Origin of the sequence: Bacteroides sp. HPS0048 (assembly GCF_964240755.1) — a bacterium.
GTDB classification, from domain to species: domain Bacteria; phylum Bacteroidota; class Bacteroidia; order Bacteroidales; family Bacteroidaceae; genus Bacteroides; species Bacteroides nordii.
In genome coordinates this window covers 16,488-37,978 of sequence record NZ_CAXSVC010000019.1, presented here as the reverse complement: position 1 = coordinate 37,978, position 21,491 = coordinate 16,488, and the positions used below count along the sequence as shown (strand labels likewise).

The window sequence follows — 21,491 nt, the reverse complement described above, 5'->3', positions numbered from 1 at the left end:
CGTTATTAAAAAATCAGTATCAATCTCTCAAAACTATTTTCTGCGAAACGCTACTTCCTGATTCCAAATTAGCCTTTATCACATAAATACCTTTGGTCAATCCACCAACATCCATCCGAGATGAAGCCACTTTCGATAATAGTTCTCCCGATAATGAATAAAGCTCCATAGATACTACCTTGTCACTACTTGCCACAATTTCATTAGTTCCGGCAATATAACGGAAAGAGAATCCTGAAACGATTTCAGCTTCTATAGATGTCAAAGTATTGTCATATACCAAAACATTATCTACATAAATCGTTCCTGTTTTTGTCAGAGGTTGTGCTTTCTGCTTTATTTTCAATCCGGTAAGTTCATAAGTTTTCTTTGCAGGAAGGGTTCCCAAAGAAACTTCTACAAATGCCCAATCACAGAATGTAAGATCGGCAAGCTTGATCTCCTGAACATCTCCATCAGAAGAAGACAGTTGTAACCAAACCTCATTACCGGTCAGATCACCCAAAACATGCATACCAATTGCTTTAGTGGCATCAACCTGAAATCCTGAAGTAGTTTGATAACAAGCTATACCGTCTGCTGTATCTACCGCAAAATTATATGTAAACGCACCAGAAGAAGAACCAAACAACACTTTAGAGGTATTCCGGGAAGTACTGGCCGACGTAATGCCTGTACTGCCATCTGCAAAATAAGTAAATGTTCCGGCAGTTTCCATATCCAGGCCAACCGTTCTGTCTGTTACTTTCACATCTACAGCTTTAAAAGTATAATCCATCGGTTCAACAATATCAATACCATCAACATCAATCATATTTCTGTCAACAACAACACGATACGTTTCATTTTCTGTTAATCCTTCGGAAAGAGTGAACGCCAAAGAACCATAAGGTGCACTGACAGAATTTACTTTTATAGAACGGGGTACTTTAGATAACTCTTCACCTTTTGAATTATATATTTTAACAGCATCCCTGACCATAGCTGAATTTAATCTATTATCAAATCTAAATTCAAAAGGAGCATTCTTACCATAATTAACATACTCTACACCTGGAGTAGGATAACATGCCAAAAATTTCAACAGATTACGATTATCAGTCATAAACTGAAATGAGAAATCATTAAGCATACTCAACCCAGCCGGATGTTGCAAACTTTTACCCAATTTTACTGTATATACTGTAGAAACCTGATAAGGTTGATCGGGGGTAAAAATCATCCGATGTTGACTATCTTCAAATGAAATTGTTCCTTCTGTTTCAGGAAGAATAGAAAACGCTTTTTTAGCCGACTCAACATCGACATCCCAATTAAATTCAAACACAATGGGAGTAGCACACTTTACAGGCTCTGTTAACTCTGCAACTGGAGAATAATTTATAACCTCCGGAGGGGTATTTCGTATCATATTCAACATGAAGTTAAAATAAGTAGTTTCATTCTTTTTCACCTCCAATGTTTCTGTATGAGATGTATAACCTTCAGCCTCAGCTGTTACAGTATAAATTCCAGGAGTTAGTTCCTTAAAAACAAAAACTCCGTTATACAACTCATCTGTAGTATATACCAATCCTCCGGGATTAACTGTAATTTTAGCTTTATGTAAAGGTAATAATTCATCTTTACTATTTTTAATCTTCAGATAATTTCCCGGATTCAAATTACGACTGTCATGTACAGTCCCGGCTATATTTCCACTTGTGATTTCTCCAGCTTTAAAATACTCACAGAAAGATTTATAAAAATGCCATGCTTCCAACCATTTATACTCCATATTCATCAGTCGGTATGTTTCAGGAATATAATCATGCATTGAACCCTCTGAAATACATCCCGGAACTTTCAACCCACGTAATACCCCATAACCATCTGACCATTTCATAGCCGTTCTACCAAAGGTTTTATCACCACGAACTGTAGTTCCTGAAGCCCAGGTATTCACCTGATTAGTATAAAGATTCTTAGCAATAATTGTACTAATTTCCCTACTTTCGTCAGAACAAGGTGTTGGAGTAGGATATGTATAAGTATCATCTAAATCAACTCCAGCATAAAGTTGAAGTATATAATTAGTAACCCCCGCATTGCTGTGAATTGAAAGCATATAATCAGCATTTGCTTCATTAGCCATCCGTACTATTTGAGTCAATGGAGTATCATCTGTATAGGTAATAATCGGATCTCCATCCTTATCTTTTACTATTTGTCCATTTTCATCAAGTTGATAAGTTGTAGGTTTATTGGATAAACGTGACATCACTACTTTCGCCCCTGCTCTTTCAAGTAAATCACGCAATTGGATACCTTTATCGAAATTACTTTGAGATTCCCAAAAACCTTTAGGATCACCAGATGCAAAAGGAGCAATAGTTATGTTCCTATCATCACTATCAAATCCCCCATGCCCTGGATTTACTAATATAGTAACTCCTGATAAATCCTGAGCGCTCACTTTTATCGTGATTAGAAATAAGCAACAAATTACATATATGTATTTCATATTCAATCAAATTTAGGGTTATTTATCTATTTCCATTATAAACAGTTCTCCCTTATCCGTACAATAAGCTATTTGTTTAGAGACTGAAGATGTAGCTGGGTATAATGCGATTCTTTCTTTCGGTGTTAATTCCTGACGCGTTTTCCCATCTATAGTAGCTATTATCACCTGAGATGAAGTAATAACATTACCATCATCTTTATCTTTCATACCAACAACATAATCGTTTCCATACCACACCGGAGCATTCAGATTCCCCCAAAAAGATATTACTTTACCTGATAAATCACAGACAAAAGTCCCTTTTGAAACAGCCGTAAATAAAATCATTTCGCCATTAGGAGATAAAGATACCCAAATATAACCAGGTACTACTCCTACAGGCATCAACTCTTTTCTATTACCATTCTGATAAAGAACGATTTTAAGGTCTTCAGTTACCACAGATATACCACCGAATGATCTTCTCTCTTTGTGTACTAATGCACTCTGAATTTTATTCAAATCATTCTGTGAACGCGTCATTTCGCTTAAGCGAATTGCTTTCTTTGTACTTAAATCAAAGTTGATTAATGTCCGGTACTGACGTTTCTCTTTCGAAATAGCTGCTTGATAGAGAATTGTTTGCCCATCCCCACTAAATACCGGATTAAATCCTGCGCCTTCCTCTTTTGTTATCGAAACCATATCGCCTGTATGAATATTCAACAAATCTAATCCTACATAATTTTCAGAAGTAACTAATAGCTGGCTCCCTTGAGGGTCAAATATCGGATGAAAAACATTTTTGCCTTCAACCTCTTTAAGTTGATAATGTTTTTTCACATTCACAATCTGTCCACCAACTGATGCGACAAACAAATTCAACAATAAAATTACTAATATTCTCATAAATTATTTTTTTATGATTAACGCACTATTATTTTATGAACACTTGTATTATTTCCATATACTATACGAAGTATATATTCACCTGTAGATAATCCACTCATATCTAGCTCATTTATACCTGATTGGCAAACAACAGGAGTAATCTTTTTTATACATTGCCCGGAAATAGAATAAACATCAGCATAAAGCTTTTCCTCCTTATCAAGAATCATTGATAAATACAATTTTCCATCTACAATAGGATTTGGGTATACAATGACTTCAGAAAACCTATTAGAACCTACAAGCCCAACACTATTTCCATATTGTATCTGAAACTCTTTAAGCTCTATAGTATATTTTTCATTTGCCATCATATCTTTTACTTCCAGCATAAATTTTAATGAATTAAAAATCAGAGGATAATATGCTAAGTCATTCACATTATCCAATAATGAAGAAACCGGAATAATAACTTCATTGTCTGTATTCTTTTCAAGTCCTCCCAATTCAATACTTCTGCTCTTTAGCTCTCCATTTACTTTCAGTCCAAGTATCATACTTTTTATAGTAGTATTATGAGGATCAATAGTAAACTTAATCGCTTTCGGCAGACTATAGAGACGTATGTCTTTTGCCATCATAATATAAGGAGAACGAGCTGATTGATAAGTAAATTCTATTTTTGCATCTTCTTTAGTACCTGTCATCAGTTGATTAGCATTTGAGATATTGGTTGTTATCTTCCAATCCGGAGCTGCAAAGTTACCAAATGAATAAGTTGTATTCTCCGGAATCTCAACAATAACTTTCATACGTCCTATAAAGTCACCATAAGTACCTGTTATCCACGTAACCCCATTCTTTAATCCTTCCAAAACTCCGTTTTCTATTTTACATATATTTTTATCTTCTACTTGCCAGTTCAGAAGACTTGGTTCAATCGGGAAGATTGTTTTATTAGATTGTGCCTCTATCTCAATCGGATATTTCATCTTATTATCCAAGATCACAGAATCCAACCTAAAAGAAATATCAGACTTCTCTATTACTACTTTCTTATGTAATACTTTTCCATTATAATGTGCTATCAATTCTCCTTGCTGCGGCACAGAAGAAGCCACAAAAAGATTTCCATCCACGATTCTTCCCAACTCTGAATCACATGTTAGCGTAACTCCCTCCAAATGTTCAGTAACCAACATTCCATATTTATTATATCCCAAAAAATCCGGCTTATAAGAAGCGTTTGCTGGTATAACAACAGTGTAGTCTGAAAAATCTATGGTAGAAATACTTTCATCAAGAGGAGCAGTAGAAAAAAGCATCCAACCATTTGCTACAGGACGTTCTTTTCCATCAGCCGGTTTATTCACAATAGAGCCCTGTAACATCATTTGGGCAGAACCTCCACCATCCATAGAAGCAACATTATAGGCTCCGACAGATTTCAAAATTTCACACATTGTAGCTGTAGTGGCTCCGATAGAACCACTCTGTTTATCAATTACAATCAGAAAAAGTTTCTTTCCATCTTCAGACATACCAATTCCAGTACGAGGATATAGCTGCGAATTGTAACTTTCATTCGTATTCCTGTCTGTCAATTCACCATTCTTCATAACCAATGCATTTCCCGTTACCATTTGCTGAACCATCGGTTTAAAGTTATCTACAAGTGTACAAACTCCCATATTCACTTTCAGCAACTGCCCAACCTGTAATTTATCTAAAAAAGTCTGAGCTATCCCGCTACCGGAGAGTACAGATTCTCCGGGCAAAATATCATTACTACCTTTTCCTTTGATAATCCGTATTACTTCACAACTCACATCCTCATTTATTCCCCATATTTGTCCTTCAACAGGTTTGATAAAAACTTCAGTTCCGCTATCATCCGTACGAGTTTTACCAACATAATTATTAAAAAAGACAAGTTCGTCGGCTCCACGTACACGATTCACTTGAGATATTGAATAACTATCCTGGCCTTCTACAATCACTTTTCCATCGAAGTTCATATCATCGATCCAGAGTTTTTTATTCTTATCTAAAGCGGCAAACCCAATATTTCCGTGACCACGATTCCAATCATTAGGTTCTGTTACCATTTCACCATTACGAATACTTCCACTATGAGGTACTCCTAACAAATCATTAGGGTACCCTTGTCCTGATACAATCCAAAAATTTCCATTTACACTCCCAATAGGAGTATGAGAAGCTGTTGTTAAACGCTTAAAAGCATCTGTCATAGCTTCTGTTTTACCAGCTTGGTTACCAGCTTGAAAAGTTTCAACCGTATTGTATTCATTATTCAAATCAACAGTCAACATATAGACATTCAAAGGATACATTGGAAAATACGTTTTAGTATATGTTATTCCAGGAGCCACTTGCCTATGAACGAGTGTATCAATTTGACTTTCATTTCCTGAGGCATCAATAACAAAACACATCACCAATACCATCACAGGGACAAATGTTTTTATTACTTGAATCAAATATTTTTTCATACTTACTTATTTTATAATTATTTTAGCAGAATACTGTTTATTTCCATCCAGTATTTTCATAAAATAAATTGCGGGCTGCAATCCTTCAAGTGGTAATTTCACCTGTCCTGACTGGTTACCCAAATCAGACACACGAACAAGGGTACCAGACATGGTATAAAGTTCCATACGTAAAGAATGAGTAGCATCGCAATCCAAAGAGAGATAAGCTTCTCCGTTTTTAACAGGATTCGGATAAACATGAATACGAGATATCAGTTCCAACTGATTAATACCAACTACAAGATTCCCATAATTCATAGAAAATTCTTTGATTGTAACTTTGGTATTGCCAGTAGGATGCTTTGAATTATCCAACATCAATTTTAATCCATTTATATAAACAGGATAGGAAGCCCGATCAGACGCATCAGCTAATACTTCCTCCATTTTCAAGTCAATCACATAATCTTCTCCAACTGGAATATTCACATATTGCCACGGAGTATATGTCATGGTATTATTGGCTTTTATCCCAGCAATCGCACTCGATACTGCTGCATTTCCTGTATTTAATATTATTTTTAATGAAGTTGGTAAACTATATAAAGGGTACTCTTTTAACAATTGAATATAAGGGGCACGTCCGCTACTATAGGTATAGTTAATATCCAAAGGCAACTTAGCAGAACTAAGAGATACATTACTTATATTAGATGAACTCTTTATTTCCCAATTAGAAAAATCAATTAATTTATCTATCGGCATTGTTTTTTCAGAAGGAATTTCTACAGTTACCTTTAAAGTTACTTCGATTTCTCCAAATTTCCCATGTACATTGGTTACTCCATTGGTAAGTCCCGTCAAAACACCTTTATTAATAGAGCAAATGGCAGAATCATCTACCGTCCAATCAAGAGCATCCGGTAATAAAGGTACCAATGTTTCACCTGCCATAGCCTGAACTTCTATTAGATACGGATTATTATCTGTCAGTACATTTTCTTGCTTCAGAACCGGAGTTATATCGGATGTAAGATTTACTTTCATTGTAGTCTTTGCTCCATTATATTCTGCTGTTAACTTTCCTCCTTCTGTCCCTGAAGCAATAAATGTGTTACCTTCAATAGTCCCCATCTCTTTCTCACAAGACAGTTTCACTCCTTTCAAATCAGTGTTTATTAATGTCCCATATTGATTATAACCATAAAATACCGGAGTATACATTCCATATCGAGGTAAGTTAATAGAATAATTAGTACTTCTAATTTCTGTAATTTGATCATCTTCCGGAGCAGTATTTACAGCATAAATACCATTACAAACAGCACGCTCATTTCCATCACTTGGCCTGTTCATTATTCCTAACTCTTTAATATACATAGCACTCGAACCTCCACCATCAAGATTCATAGCCTGGAAAGCTCCCGCACTTTTTATAATATCGCCCAACTCCTTGGTTCGTACCCCTGCTGACACAGAAGAGCGACCATCTACTACACAAAAATAAACTTTATCACCATCTTCAGAATATCCTATAGCTGTTCTTGGATGGAGTTCAGCCCAATCATTATCAGTAATTACCCCATCATGTAAAATTAATCGATCTCCACCTACAGCAGCATCCACTTTAATTTTTTTATCTAACGAAACAAACCGAATACCTAAGTAAAGTTCTATTTCTTCATTCTCATTTACCTTGTTCAAGAATTCAGCAGCAGAACCATGACCAGACAAAACAGCTTGTCCTGATGCCATGTGCATATTCCCCTTATTTTGAATTTTAGCTATAACTTTTGCTTTTAAGATAGTGTTTACATTCCATTCTGTATCTTCTGACAACTCTATCAGAACTTCAGTTCCGCTATTATTAGTATGAGTATAATTTCCATTCAGTGTATTGTATAAGATCAATTGGTTTTCACCTCTTGCCGTGTTCATATTATTAATATTCAAAACATTTTCACCTATTTTACAGGTACTACCTTCAAAAACAAGATTATCCAACACAGGAATGTTACCTGAAAAAGCCATATGAGGTGAATTGGCAGGAGTACGTCCTATCTGATTTTCCATAACGCATCCATGAATAGGATATCCTACACTACCGGTTGTCGCAAAGAAATCGGCATTTGTTCCGGCAAAATAAACAGCCCCTTCACGGCTTTTTCGTTTTGCCATGCCAGAAGTTAATTCACAAGTCACAAGAGAATCTTTTCCTAAAACTGATTCAAATTTTATATACTGATTCTGAGTATCTACTTCCAGTAAATAAGCACGAATATGTTTTGAACCATTAGAATATTTTAAAGCTGTATAAAAAGATCCAGGTCCTACTTTCATGGCAGAAAGAGTATCAACTTTGTATGTAACTCCTCCAATCAAGGCCTCATTATCATTTTGCGCATATGAAAATATTGCAACAAAAACCGATAATAAAAATAATATGTATATCTTCTTCATAAATGTCATTTGGAAAATAAAAAGAAAGCAATAAATCAAAAACACTCACTCACTTGCAAGAAAAGGGTGACTTATTAAGTACACCCTTTTCGTTCAAAATGTCAATACGAATTATCTAATCATTCGATTTTTATAAAATGAATAATCATTTTATAAGAACTTTAGAAGTAGAAACAGACTTACCGTCTACAGACACAGCTTTAACAATGTAATTACCTGGTAATAGTGTTACATGTGTAGCGTTTGATTGAGCAGCAATCTGCTGACCTGTAAAATCATAGACTGTCACTTCAGCAGCCTCACTGACAGTTACTCCATTTTCTGTTACAGATATTTTCAAATTAGCAGTATTAATATCAGATATACCATCTGGTTGAGGATTAATAAATTTATCAACAGCACTTTCTTCACCGAACACATAAGCACCGAAACCACTCTTATATGCATAGACATAAATAACAGCAACTTTTGCATCTTGCTTCACATCAATACGAGGCAATGCTGTACGAACCGGATTAGACACATTACCCAAACCATTACCTGGGAATATAGCTTGTTTTTTCATACCTTCGAAAGTCATATTTTCTCCAACATCACATAATGCCCATGCTTGAGGACAGGTACCATCAACAGTGTTAGTATAACTATAAATAATAAAATTCCGACCATCCAAAGAAAATTCATCAACACCATTGTTACCAACCTGTTTAGGTGCCAAATCTGGAGCTTTTTCAAAACTATCGATTAATATACCACTCATATCATAAATAGCTGCTGCAGTATTAAACCCATCCAAATAGAAAAGATCATTATCAATAGGGCATACACGAGGGGCAGTACCATTTGAAGGAGTAGTAGATGGATAATATTCCTGAATAGTAATCATCTCAGGATAGTCTGCTGGATTCTCAGTTGTTTCCGGTCCACCTGTTAATGAAACCACCACTTTTCCTCCTTTAATATCCCAACGAAGAATCTGATCACCAATACCAGCTTCAGCACCTGCAACTGCAGCCATCACATACCCATCACCATTTACATCACCATATACACCGAATGCGTCAATCCGAATGACTGGAGTAGCCTCTCCGTTTTCTAATAATGGCAAATTACATTGAATAACCTTAGTACCAATTCCAGTTGTTATGTCGATTTTCCATACCTGAAAACCTCCTTTAACAACATCCGTAGCCAAATTGGCAACTAAAACATTTCCAGCATCATCTACTTGAATATCATTACACGGAATTCCTGCCCCCACAAATACGTCCGAAGCCAAAGCCACATTTTTTTTAAATGCGCCTGTCATACCATCATATACATCAATACTTGATACGGAAGGATCTCCATCCCGCCTACAAAACAAAAGTTCACCATTTAAAGCCGCCATACCACGAGCTTCACCTAAAGCAGCTGACGGATCATTTAGTGTTTTAACTGATTTTATCCAAAGATTTTTCAAAACATAACCATCTACAGGCTCATAAACAAAAGGATCTTTAACCTCCGTTTGAGCATTCATTGCAGCCATACTAAAGATAAGAGCTGCAGCAGTAAGTAAGACTTTTTTCATAATACTTGTTTTTTAAATTAAACATTAAAAGTTATTTCTATATTGAAAAGCAATACATCCTATTTCACAAATTTCAACAATATGATTCTACACCCTGTATCTATCTTAATCAAATAGATTCCTTGGGATAAGTTATCTACAGGAATATCAACATTGGCTTCTCCATTAACTTCTCCGTCATAAATATGTGATATTACCATACCTGATACAGACAAAAGATCAGCATTAACCCAAGACATTTCATCAAGTTTCAGAACCAATTGTTTTTGATCGTTCTCGGTACGGATAAAAGCAATATCTTTCCCATCCAGATTTTCTTTTATACCCGTGGCCCCTGAATAATAGAAAGTCACAGTAGGACACCAATCTGTATATAGAATTGCAGACTCTGAAAAATATTCACTGCGCATTCGTAAATAATAAGTACCGGCAGATATATCTTCAAAAAAAGTTTCATAAGTATAAGGCTCTATTTGTTTCACCTTAACTTGTCTTGGAGGAAAATTATCTTGAGAACTAAGTTCAACTCTAAAACTTTTAGCTCTGGGCTCCTCACTCCATTTTACAAGTATTTGTTCACTGGAAACATGAGAATTATTAACAGGAGAAATCACAACCGGTATTTCCGGAATTTGTTCTATTGTCGTAAAGCTGCTAATATCTGTGATAGTTTCTTCTCCTTCTATCTGAGCTTTCACACGCAAGTAATAAGTTTTTCCTCCTACCAGTACATTCGTCAATTGACAAGTATTTGTATTGTACGTTTGAGAAAAAACAATTTGACTGGAAGAAAAATTCAGATTAGATGATACTTCCAATAAATAAGTAGCCTCCCGTCCGGCATCACTCCATACAATCGTAGGAGATAAAGAAACATCAGTACTCTTATCCTCAGGTGTGATTATTGCAAATGGCGAACAGGTAAAGTTCCTTATTTCAGAGGGTTCACTTATATTTCCAATTGTCTTCGTTTTAACTCTCCAATAATAGTTTTGTTCTTTAACAAGTGGAGGTAGATTATGCGTTGAGAACAAGTTCTCAGTCACTTCTCTTGCACAAATCACTGATGTAAAATCCTGAGTTAAAGAAATTTCAATTATATATGAGATAGCATTTTCTACAGTTTTCCACTTAAATGAGAACGGTGCTAAAACATCTGTTCCATTATCCGGATATACCAATTGAGGAGAAATTCCCAATAATGATTCCTGCCCCATGATTATAGGAGCATACTCATTACCATAACGGTCAACTATAGCCACCGCAAAAACAGAAGAAGATAAATCTACGTTTTTGGGCAATGTAAATGTAGAAACATATGATAAACCCAAATAATATTTAGAGGTATTAAGTAAAGTAGTAATATCTGCAGAATTTAAAATTTCCGATTTCGGTAAAGCATATATCGCATAACGCATATTCTCTCCGGCAGAATTCCATCTTAGTGTATTATCAACCAAATCAATATTATTTACAACTGCCGGATCAGAACTGTTCTTCCAATGGATAGCTGGAGTAAGTGCCTTGTTCGCATACTTCTCTGATTTCAAATAATCAATAAAGCCCTTAGTAGAATATATCTTAGTTGTCGCATAAAAAATACTCCCCGGAGCTCCACTTTTATCTGCATCTCTGTTTATTTGAATTTGTGCTGCCACTTCCGAAGCTCCGAATGCCCTGGTTGAAACCGCATTATTCTCTGCTGTAATAGCTTGTTCTAATGATGACAAACCTTGAGAAGTAGCCTCTGTTGTTCGTGTGGCTTTCAACGCAGCACTCAAACCACTTATAGAATGACTTGAATAGAAATTTTTACCAAAATGTAAAGCTGTTTTTGCCCACCAAGGAGCCAAAACACTATAATCATTAGAGGAGCCTATAGTCCAATAGATCTGAGGAGAAATATAGTCTACCGTACCCTCATACAACCACGCTACCGGATCACAATATATTCCATTATAAGCATAACCAGCCGTTATGTTAGAAAGTGTTATACCGTAAGAAGCAGCCACATCTGCCGAAACATCCCATACACCTGCCGGAGAAACACCAAACTTTACATAAGGCTTCTTCTCTTGGATCATATTATATACATTGGCAATCAAATCGTTCACATTTCTTCTTCTCCAATCCGCCAACTCCAATCCGTTTGGATTATTCTCTGCATAAGTTTTTGCATCTTGAGTTGAAATTCCTTGCAAATAGAAATAGTCATCAAACAAAACTCCATCAATATCATAGTTTTCTACAATCTCCTGAATAACATCTGTAATACGCTGTTTTACAGCAGGCAAACCAGGATCTAAGATACTTGCATTGCCAACTTGTAAAATCCATTCAGGATTAGAAACTCTATAATCATTGGGTAATTCATTCCAGGTTGCATCTGAAACAGAAGATTCATAACGGTAAGGATTTACCCAGGCATGTACTTCCAAGCCACGTTTATGCCCCTCTTCCACAACAAAAGCAAGTGGATCATATCCAGGATCTAACCCACGTTTTTTTACCAAATCAGAAGCCCACGGTTCATAGCTGGAACGATACATAGCATCACATCTGCTACGAACCTGAAAACAAACAGCATTCATGTTCGCAGACACCAATGAATCAAGAATTCTGGTCATCAATCTTTTCTGTGTATTTATCTCAACCTCATTACCTGTTTGAGACACTACAGATTTGGGCCAATCCAACTGATATACAGTAGCAAGCCAGCTAGCCCGCATCTCTCTTTTGGGCGACTGAGCCCATAAAGAGAATGCAAACATGCAGATCAGGATAGTAAGACTTTTTTTCTTCATATTCTTGTTTAGAGAAATCATATTAGAACAATTTAGCTTTAGTATGATTTATTGCTACTCCATAAATTTCCACATTATCTATTACCGATTCTATCTCATTAGTAGTCGGATTATACCTTTTCAATCCTGATACAACGGTCGAAGCCGGATCTTTTCTATAGCCAAAATAAACTGAACCATCATCCGGATCAAGAGCCATCTGGCAAATGTCTACATATTCACCTGAAGCTCCCTCACTATCAGAAATAAGAGCTTGAATCAATGTTCCGGGATTAGAAGCTGTAATTTTTGTTGGATCTGTAAAATCGGATAAAGTAGCTTTATAGACACCTTTATCTCGGATTGCATAATATACCATTTTGCGAACTTCGTCAACAACAAACGATTTAATAAAGAAACCATTCGCTAAAACAGGATAAGGTTTACCTGCCTCACCGATACTTATAGTAGACGGTAGGATATCTGATTCTTTGAAACGGAAGATGCCAAGTCCGTTATAGGTTTTAGACCACCACCAGGTACCATCACTCAATTTCGTCATACAAGCATTCATCGCTCCATATTGATACCCCGCATTATAATAGAGTAATCGTTCATTTTGAACAAAATAGCCAAAACGAGAATCATTACGATCCAGAGCCATATTTCTGGACGTTTTATTAACTCTTGTGATTCCTTTATTTCTATCAGAGAAATAAAGGTTATCTCCCTCTATGAATCCATAGAATGGATCATCAAACGCAGCATTAGTATTTGTTAATACAGTTTCCACCTTACTACCGTCATAAGCAACTGCAGAGATAGATCCATCTCCGAGAACACCATCTTCATCCGATATATAAGTAAACTGCTTCCCAGGATCAAATATATACAGACAAGAATCATTAAACACCAAATTCATTGGATGCTGCCCAGATTTTATACCTAAATCAAATGGATTATTATTCATACCCTCTGGTAAATCTGTAATTAATTTCAATGCCATCAAATTGCCCCCCTTTACTGCGTAATAAAGGGTTTTAGCCGGTTTATTATAAGCAACCGGTACATTAAGTACACCTTCTTCCAAAGAACGACCTCCCAGCTTGGTTTTCAGCACAATCTTCTGAGAACCTATATTTTTAAATTTCAACAATCCTGGATTTTCTCCTTTATATTCTAAAACTTCATTTCCATCCTGATCCATTGTACCTTGCGGGAACATCCAAGTATATTCAACTTCAAGTGCTTCCGGATTAGGTAAGTATACAGAAAGCTCAATTGTCGTTTTGTCTACTTCGCAAACTCCTCCTTCAATCGGCTCTATACTAACTGTTGGAAAAATATCACTAATAAGAATTTTCTTTTTCAGTTTTCCTTCGCCTACAATTTCCAAAACAACGTCATATGTTCCAGCCACTTCATATTTATGAATCGGTTCCGACTCTCTAACTTTCTCCGAACCATCACCAAAATCCCATATGCACTCTCCTTCTGCTACTGAATTATTTTTGAATTGAATTTTCGATCCAACTAAATAATCAATCGCATATTCGCCATCCACTGCATACGAAAAAGCAATCTTATCACCTGGAAAATATTCGTAAACAGGATCATTTTCTATACATCCTACCAACAAAAGGATAAATATTGTACTGCTTAATATACTTCTTAATAGATTCATAGCTTAACGATATTAGATTATTTCAATTGTAAATTTCTCAGAAACTCCCTGATTATTTTTTTCATCATATACCCGGAAAGTCGCACCTATACTATAAGATTTCAAATAAGAAATCTGAAACTTAGATTCAGATGATTTATAGATCAGTTCTTCAAAAGGAATGTTATTATACTTACTTTTGAGTTCAGCTTTTCTCTCTTCCTTTACAAACTTATCATAGTCCTGACGGTTTTCATTAAAGGTAGAATCAAGACAAGCGTTAAAATCTTCTACAGTAATTTCACCTGTCGTAACCAAAACAGTCCGATAATCTGTCAAATAAGTATTCTGTTCAAGTTTCTCATATAATCCTTTTTTAAATGCAGTAGCAAAAGTATCAGGAAATAAAGTTGAAAACTTTTCAGAATCAAAATCTACCACATCTTTCCATTCCACCGGACGTAAAGTATTACTCACCGGAAAGGTTTCATTTATAACATAAGCTCTCTTATCGATATCCCAATTCTCTTCTGAATGGACATATTGACTAATAGACTGTTCTTCACGAGCCGAAGAAGAAACATTCACAGATAATGAATAATTAAAACTAACAAATGGACACTTAGCTTCCATTGCTTTATTTTCAGTTAAATCATACCAAACCTCAAGTCTGTCAATCTTTTCTCCTTTCGTATAATATTGTGCTTTAAAAGCCAGATTCTCACCTGCTTTTACTTTAGTACTGGATAACTCCCAAACAGTATGCGGAACCTCCTGACCAATTCTTGCCCAGTCATCTACAGGATCATTAATTTCACAGGATACCAAACCAGCTATACTTATTAGAAGTAATGTAGTCTTAGCTATATTTTTCATTTTCATACTCAGTTAATGATTATTATTTATATACAGCCCAAATCATTGGGACTTTCAACCAATCTGCATTTTTATAAGCTCCAAGGCGTTCTAATTCTGCCCTGTTATATTTCTCTTCAGTTTCCGGATCATAATTGATTCTTTGAAGCCAAACTTCTTTAACTGTGCCATCAGGATTTTTATCACTCAACCAATAAGGCTCATACAAATTGTAAGGACGTTTAAGAGTTGGATATACAATTATTCCATCATACATCTTTTTATTTACATTGTTACTATAGTTATATCTTCTCATATCTGTCCATTGTTCAGGCTGTAAATACATACAAACATATTTTTGTAACATCAAATGATGGAGAGTAAACGCATTACCTTCCGGGAAATACTTTTCTTTATAGGTTCCTTCAAAATAGTTCTTTCTTGGTAAACTTGTTTTAGGAACTCCATATCTATCCATATTATAATCAGCGGCAGCAACCGTTAATGTTCGGGCTGTAGCCTTATCCCCTTTCCAATAAGATGCTTCAGCTTTTATAAGTAATAACTCTTCTTTAGTAAACAATGGAATATATCCGTCATCCTTTGTATAAATACCAGCAAACAAATCCGGATAATTTCTCTCTTTATATGAGACTCCCATACCAATATTGTTTTCCAGATATCGGAATTTAATTCCGGTATCTCCTTCCGGGCCAGAGCGAGCTGTCATCATTTTTTCCAAACGAGGATCTTCTGCTTTACCAGATACTAAAGTTGGTTTCTCAAAAACTCCCATAACATCTACACAGAAATATTTTGAAACGATAGCTTTATCCAATAAATTACCACGACTCTCCCATCCATTGATAATCGGCTGAGAAGGTCCCCAAGGCGAACTTGCGACTCCAGTACCACCATCATATTGATAACGTGGTTCTTCCCAATTATCTAAGGCTGCATCAACTGCACTTATTATCTGCTCACAACTATTACTATTATTATCCCAGTTAGGTAACTTACGCAATAAAATACGCGCTTTCAACGCACAAGTAAACTGTCTCCATTTTCCTAAATCTCCCCCAAAAACACGATCCATTTTTGTGGTAATTTTAATATTACCAGGAGCTTGAGTCCATTCGGGATTATCATATAGCGCAATAAGCTCATCAGCTTCTTGTAACATCCATTGATAAATACTCTCTTGTGAATCATATTTTGGAGAGTTCGACAGATAAGCTTCCGAACGTGGCATATCCCCAAACATATCAGTAGTCAACTGAGTTGACATTAAGCGTATCGTTCGTGCTATTAAAACAAAATTTAAAGATTTAATTCGTTCTGCTGCTTTTATCAACTCATTTACATTTGCACCAATGTCATAAAAATGACGACGCCATTGTGGATGCCGATTCATTGTCAGAAACTCCCAACCACCTTTATAAGCATATGTATTAGTCTGGCTTTTTCCTCCAGTAGTCAACGCCATTGAGAGATAGGCTCCATATTCAGCATGATCATAATTCGCTTGAGAAGCATAAAACATTACTACTGGCAAAGCTTGTTCCGGAGTTACTTTATTCGATTTATCCGGATTTATGTTATCGTCAAGCATATCTTCACAACCAGTAAGACTGCCACATAATAACAAGGTTCCTATTATATATTTTACAATTTTCATAATAATCATCAAATTTTAGAATGTTGCATTAAGGGTAAAATTAAAACTACGCGTACTTGGAACTGCATAATTATCAATTCCAAAAGAGCCTGTTCCTGAAGCAGACGAATTCCCACTGATTTGTGGATCTGACCCTGAATATTTAGTTAACAAGAACAGGTTATTACCAGTGACAGTTAATTTAAGCCCTTTAATAAGGGATTTCTTAAGGAAAGGAGTAAAATTATACGCAAACGACAAATAACTTAACCGTATATAAGAACCATCTTCAATAAAGTTAGAACTAACTCCATAAAAATAAGTATTCATATTTGTCTGATTAAAAATAATCGGTTTCGTATTTGGTATATAAGTTCCATCCGGTTGTTCAATTACACCATCAACAACAATTTCACGATTACGATACTTTTCATATGATTTATGCTGTCCATTTGAAAATAATCCTCTTCCTGTTACATTTACAACATCGCCTCCTTTACGCCCATCAAGCAAAAAAGACATTGAAAAGTTTTTCCAGCTAAAAGAACTTACTAAGCCCAATAAAAAGTCTGGTGCACGATCCCCTATCAAAACTCCTTTTGCTGAATCAATAATTGGCGTACCATCTTCTTTGCAAATAATCTTTCCTTCCGGATTTCTTTTATAATCTTTACCGGTAATGGAAGTAGTAGAATGATTCAGATAAGCAGTCGGAAAAATATCTCCAAATTGAGTTCCCTGCAATTCGGTCATTCCTTCTGGTAGACTAGTGACTTTTCCTCTATTCAATGAGAAATTCAACCCTGCAGTCCATTTAAAATCCCTATTCGATAATATATCTTGAGAAAATTGTACTTCCACGCCATAATTTTTTACAGCACCTTCATTTCGAGTTTGTAGAATCATACCTGAAGCCGGAGATACACGTACTGTTACAATCTGATTATCAACCGTAGTTGAATAATAGGCTACATCCAGTCTTGTTCTACTATCAAAGAAACGAAGGTCCGCACCGATCTCCCAGGATTTAGTCATTTCCGGAAGTAGTTCATTACTTGCTCCAACAGTCGAATCCAAGCCAAATCCTCCGTCCGGAAAGCTACTCCATTGCTTAAAATTTCTATCAAATTTATATCGGGGACCATCCTTGCCAACCTTAGCCCAATTACCACGGATTTTACCAAAAGAGAAAACAGAACTAGACAAATTCAATAATTCAGAAAATATAATACCAGCTGTAACAGAAGGATAAATGTAGGATTTAGTTGTTAATGTTGATGACATATCACGCCTAACAGTAGCACTCAATTGTGCAAGCCCCTTATATCCCAAACGAACTTCTCCAAAATAACCAAACTTATTCTGTCGATAATGATACAAATTTGTATTATAATCAAATGAAGCATCAGAAGTAAGTGCACCCACATTTTGCATACTATAAAATTCACCAGGTAACACAAAATCCGCTCCTCCTAACTGAGCTTCAATACCTTTTGTATCCTTATATTCAAATCCAGCTAAAAGATCAATATCATAATCCTTTGCAACCGTCAATTTATAAGTACCTAATAATTGCACCGTTAATAATTGATTTCTATTAGGAGAAAAAGTATATTGCCCAAAATTTGTCAGTTCTATATTATCCGGATTGGTAAAATCTGATTTATCAAAGCGCGGGGTCATATATGAATCAGTCATGGTATGCTTCTTATCATAACTAATTTTTCCTGAAAACATCAAATCCTTCACAGGAGTCCATTCTATCGATCCCATAAGAATATTTCGTGTAGACTCAGTCACTCCATAATCTTCGTATCTACTCCAATTTGGATTCAAGACCAAATCTTTCAATTCATCATCAGTTAATGTAGATTTATCTAAAAGCCAACGTATACCATTAGCATCTTTATAGTAACTCATTTGATCATTAATAGGCCAACGGTATACAGAAAGCATAGAATTACCAAAACCTCTAGACTTACTCTCCATTATATTTGCCGATAACGACATTTTAACCCATTTAGATACATCATAATTTGCCTTGATGAGAAATCCCATCCGATCCTTATAATCATCATGTACAACTCCATCACTCTTAGAGTAATTGGCAGAAGCATAAGCAGAAAACTTATCTGTTCCTCCTGACGCACTCACATCGTATTTCTGATAGAATCCCGTGCCAAGAAAAGAGCCCACATTATCATAAACTTTTTGCCCTGGGCTTAACAAAGGTCCCCAGCCACCAATAACAGTATTATCTTTATAAAAACCTTGTGCACCAGGTCCATACAATGATTGTATTTCAGGAGCCCGCACCGCATTGTCAATTTGTACACTGGCATTAGCATTCACGGTTATTTTTCCACTTTTACCACTCTTTGTTGTAATCATGATAGCTCCGTTAGAAGCTTCCTGTCCATATAAAGCAGCTGCAGCCGCTCCTTTTAAAACAGTCATACTTTCAATATCATTCGGATTAATATCACCGGCTGCCGTACCACCACCACTAACAGGCATTCCATCTACTATAAACAAAGGCTCATTACTCTGTCCCGGATTAATAGAAGATATGGCACGTATTATCATAGGAGAACTTGCATTAGGAGAGCCTCCCGTACTACTGGTCTGAATACCGGCTATTTTACCTTGCAATGAATTCACAAAATTTGCAGATTGACCAGCAACAATTTCATCCGAATCCAGACTTTGCACCGCAAAATTTAATTTCTTTTTTTCCGTTTTTACTCCCATTGCCGTCACTACAACCTCATCAACCATTATTGAAGAAGGTTTCATGACAACATTTATCACAGACTGTTTACCTGCCTTCACCTCTTGTGTCTCCATACCTACATAAGAGAACACCAAAGTAGAATTGTCAGGTGCCTTAATTGAATAATTTCCATCAATATCAGTAATTGTACCTAGACTGGCATTCCCTTTAACAACAACGGATGCCCCAATGACCGGCATTCCATCTTCAGAGGAAGTCACCACTCCAGTAATCGTATGCTGTGAATATGCAGCCACAGCAGAGAAGAAAAAGAGTAGAACTAATAACTGTTTTTTCATAATATAATCTATTAATAATTTTATTTAGCTCTATCCAACGCAAGCATATGGATTTGAACATTAGAATAAATTTTCACTTAAATCAGTAAAAAAAGTATTCTTTTCTGATTACAGAAACAGATACCCCATTACCTTATTATATACACTTTTATGCTCTATAAAAACGACGATTTAATTAGTTATAAAACAGGGGTCTTTAAACAAGAATTATAAGAAGGAAAATGTCTAACAAACATCATCTTTAAGGTTTCTTTTTATCAGACATGATTTTCTTATTTAAAGATCTCAACTTTTCATTACCTCAAATACTCATACTAAGTTCTATCAGAACTTAGCAGTATTTCATTATATGATCATATAATATACTTCCATAATTCTCACTGATTTAGTTTGGCACTAAAGAAAATCTTATTGAAGAATGAAAGATATAGCAAAAAAGATTATATATTTGTAACCAAATCAAAAAAGACTACGGAATGAAACTTATCGCAGAAAGTGGTTCTACAAGAACTGAGTGGGCTCTTGTTGAAGATAATCATCTCGTACAGAGAGCTTTTACGGAAGGGCTGAATCCTTTTTTCCAAACCAGAAGAGAAATAAGCAGAAGTGTAAGACTCGGTTTACCAGAATCCTTCTTTAAAAAGAAATTGGATCAAGTATATTATTATGGTGCCGGATGTACCTCTTATGAGAAAAAAAACATATTGGGTGCTTCTCTGGTAGCACAATTTAAGACTCCTATTCAAGTTGAAAGTGATTTGTTGGCTGCTGCACGTGGTTTATTTAAATGTGAAGCAGGTATTGCCTGCATATTAGGAACTGGCTCCAATTCATGTTTCTACGATGGTAAAATCGTTGTCAAAAATGTGAAAGCCGCAGGCTACATATTAGGTGACGAGGGAAGCGGTGCAGTATTAGGTAAACTTTTTCTGGCTGACGTTCTTAAAGGGTTAGCCCCTAAATATATTGCAACAGACTTTTATGATAAGTTTCGTATAACTGCAAATGATGCTATGGAATCTGTCTACAATTTACCATTTCCCAATCGGTTCCTTGCTACTATATCTTATTTCTTAGCAGATTATTTAGATAACGACTATGTTTATAGCTTGTTAACCAATAATTTGAAAAACTTTTTTATCCGTAGTGTGTGTCAGTATGATTATAAAAGTTATCCTATTCGTTTTGTTGGTTCAGTAGCATACAGCTACTCCGAAATATTAAGAGAAGTCGCTCGTGGTTTTGGAGTAGAACTTGATATTATTGAAGAAACCCCAATGACTGGATTAATAGAATTCCATTCCTTAAATATAGAAGAACCATAGGATAAATGCCGTACAAAGTTTATTTTTTCTATTTAACGTGAGTCCGACGAATTCTTTTATAGCCATACTTCTAATATTATTAGAAAGTTTCCTATCAGAAAAGTATAATTTGACATAGCTATTTGAAGGATATAAAACAATGATAATCAGACTTTAAAAAAGTACGTACTTTATAATATCAAAAGTACGTATTTAATACTTTGTTAATTACCTATTTAAGTGTGTGTTAAAA

11 protein-coding genes are annotated in these 21,491 nt (G+C 35.5%); 1 reads left to right on the top strand and 10 read right to left on the bottom strand.

The genetic code is table 11. The features are described from left to right. Nucleotides 1–19: 19 nt before the first annotated feature. The 10 genes from ACESQI_RS15070 to ACESQI_RS15025 all read right to left on the bottom strand — a co-directional run bounded on the left by ACESQI_RS15070 (nt 20) and on the right by ACESQI_RS15025 (nt 19,934). Entirely contained in the window at nt 20–2,503 is a 2,484-nt protein-coding gene (locus ACESQI_RS15070) for an Ig-like domain-containing protein (RefSeq protein ID WP_373126498.1), read from the bottom strand. A gap of 18 nt (nt 2,504–2,521) precedes the next feature. Continuing rightward, nucleotides 2,522–3,394, bottom strand: a complete 873-nt coding sequence (locus ACESQI_RS15065; protein ID WP_373126497.1) for a hypothetical protein — start codon at nt 3,392–3,394, stop codon at nt 2,522–2,524. Between the two features lie 17 nt (nt 3,395–3,411). Next, entirely contained in the window at nt 3,412–5,889 is a 2,478-nt protein-coding gene (locus tag ACESQI_RS15060; protein WP_373126495.1) for a phosphodiester glycosidase family protein, read from the bottom strand. Between the two features lie 6 nt (nt 5,890–5,895). Beyond that, a complete protein-coding gene (locus ACESQI_RS15055; protein WP_007483633.1) occupies nt 5,896–8,331 on the bottom strand; it encodes a phosphodiester glycosidase family protein in 2,436 nt (811 codons plus the stop codon). A 145-nt stretch (nt 8,332–8,476) separates the two neighbouring features. Next, nucleotides 8,477–9,904, bottom strand: a complete 1,428-nt coding sequence (locus ACESQI_RS15050; RefSeq protein WP_007483632.1) for a T9SS type A sorting domain-containing protein — start codon at nt 9,902–9,904, stop codon at nt 8,477–8,479. Between the two features lie 59 nt (nt 9,905–9,963). After that, a complete protein-coding gene (locus ACESQI_RS15045) occupies nt 9,964–12,708 on the bottom strand; it encodes a family 10 glycosylhydrolase (RefSeq protein WP_044166375.1) in 2,745 nt (914 codons plus the stop codon). A gap of 22 nt (nt 12,709–12,730) precedes the next feature. Beyond that, on the bottom strand, nt 12,731–14,371 hold the full coding sequence (locus tag ACESQI_RS15040) for a PKD domain-containing protein (RefSeq protein ID WP_007483629.1): 1,641 nt from the start codon (nt 14,369–14,371) through the stop codon (nt 12,731–12,733). Between the two features lie 12 nt (nt 14,372–14,383). Then, a complete protein-coding gene (locus tag ACESQI_RS15035) occupies nt 14,384–15,232 on the bottom strand; it encodes a hypothetical protein (RefSeq protein WP_044166123.1) in 849 nt (282 codons plus the stop codon). Between the two features lie 16 nt (nt 15,233–15,248). Then, on the bottom strand, nt 15,249–16,883 hold the full coding sequence (locus ACESQI_RS15030) for a SusD/RagB family nutrient-binding outer membrane lipoprotein (RefSeq protein WP_007483627.1): 1,635 nt from the start codon (nt 16,881–16,883) through the stop codon (nt 15,249–15,251). A 15-nt stretch (nt 16,884–16,898) separates the two neighbouring features. Then, complete coding sequence (locus tag ACESQI_RS15025; protein WP_007483626.1) at nt 16,899–19,934, bottom strand: SusC/RagA family TonB-linked outer membrane protein; 3,036 nt, start codon at nt 19,932–19,934, stop codon at nt 16,899–16,901. Between the two features lie 476 nt (nt 19,935–20,410). On the opposite strand from ACESQI_RS15025, the gene ACESQI_RS15020 reads away from it, so the two are divergent. Then, entirely contained in the window at nt 20,411–21,259 is an 849-nt protein-coding gene (locus ACESQI_RS15020) for a hypothetical protein (protein ID WP_002558923.1), read from the top strand. Nucleotides 21,260–21,491 lie beyond the last annotated feature (232 nt).

What these genes read in the sequence shown, in the direction of transcription:
- ACESQI_RS15070 (WP_373126498.1), bottom strand. Translation starts at nt 2,503, where the DNA reads ATGAAATACATATATGTAATTTGTTGCTTATTTCTAATCACGATAAAA.
- ACESQI_RS15065 (WP_373126497.1), bottom strand. Translation starts at nt 3,394, where the DNA reads ATGAGAATATTAGTAATTTTATTGTTGAATTTGTTTGTCGCATCAGTT.
- ACESQI_RS15060 (WP_373126495.1), bottom strand. Translation starts at nt 5,889, where the DNA reads ATGAAAAAATATTTGATTCAAGTAATAAAAACATTTGTCCCTGTGATG.
- ACESQI_RS15055 (WP_007483633.1), bottom strand. Translation starts at nt 8,331, where the DNA reads ATGAAGAAGATATACATATTATTTTTATTATCGGTTTTTGTTGCAATA.
- ACESQI_RS15050 (WP_007483632.1), bottom strand. Translation starts at nt 9,904, where the DNA reads ATGAAAAAAGTCTTACTTACTGCTGCAGCTCTTATCTTTAGTATGGCT.
- ACESQI_RS15045 (WP_044166375.1), bottom strand. Translation starts at nt 12,708, where the DNA reads ATGAAGAAAAAAAGTCTTACTATCCTGATCTGCATGTTTGCATTCTCT.
- ACESQI_RS15040 (WP_007483629.1), bottom strand. Translation starts at nt 14,371, where the DNA reads ATGAATCTATTAAGAAGTATATTAAGCAGTACAATATTTATCCTTTTG.
- ACESQI_RS15035 (WP_044166123.1), bottom strand. Translation starts at nt 15,232, where the DNA reads ATGAAAATGAAAAATATAGCTAAGACTACATTACTTCTAATAAGTATA.
- ACESQI_RS15030 (WP_007483627.1), bottom strand. Translation starts at nt 16,883, where the DNA reads ATGAAAATTGTAAAATATATAATAGGAACCTTGTTATTATGTGGCAGT.
- ACESQI_RS15025 (WP_007483626.1), bottom strand. Translation starts at nt 19,934, where the DNA reads ATGAAAAAACAGTTATTAGTTCTACTCTTTTTCTTCTCTGCTGTGGCT.
- ACESQI_RS15020 (WP_002558923.1), top strand. Translation starts at nt 20,411, where the DNA reads ATGAAACTTATCGCAGAAAGTGGTTCTACAAGAACTGAGTGGGCTCTT.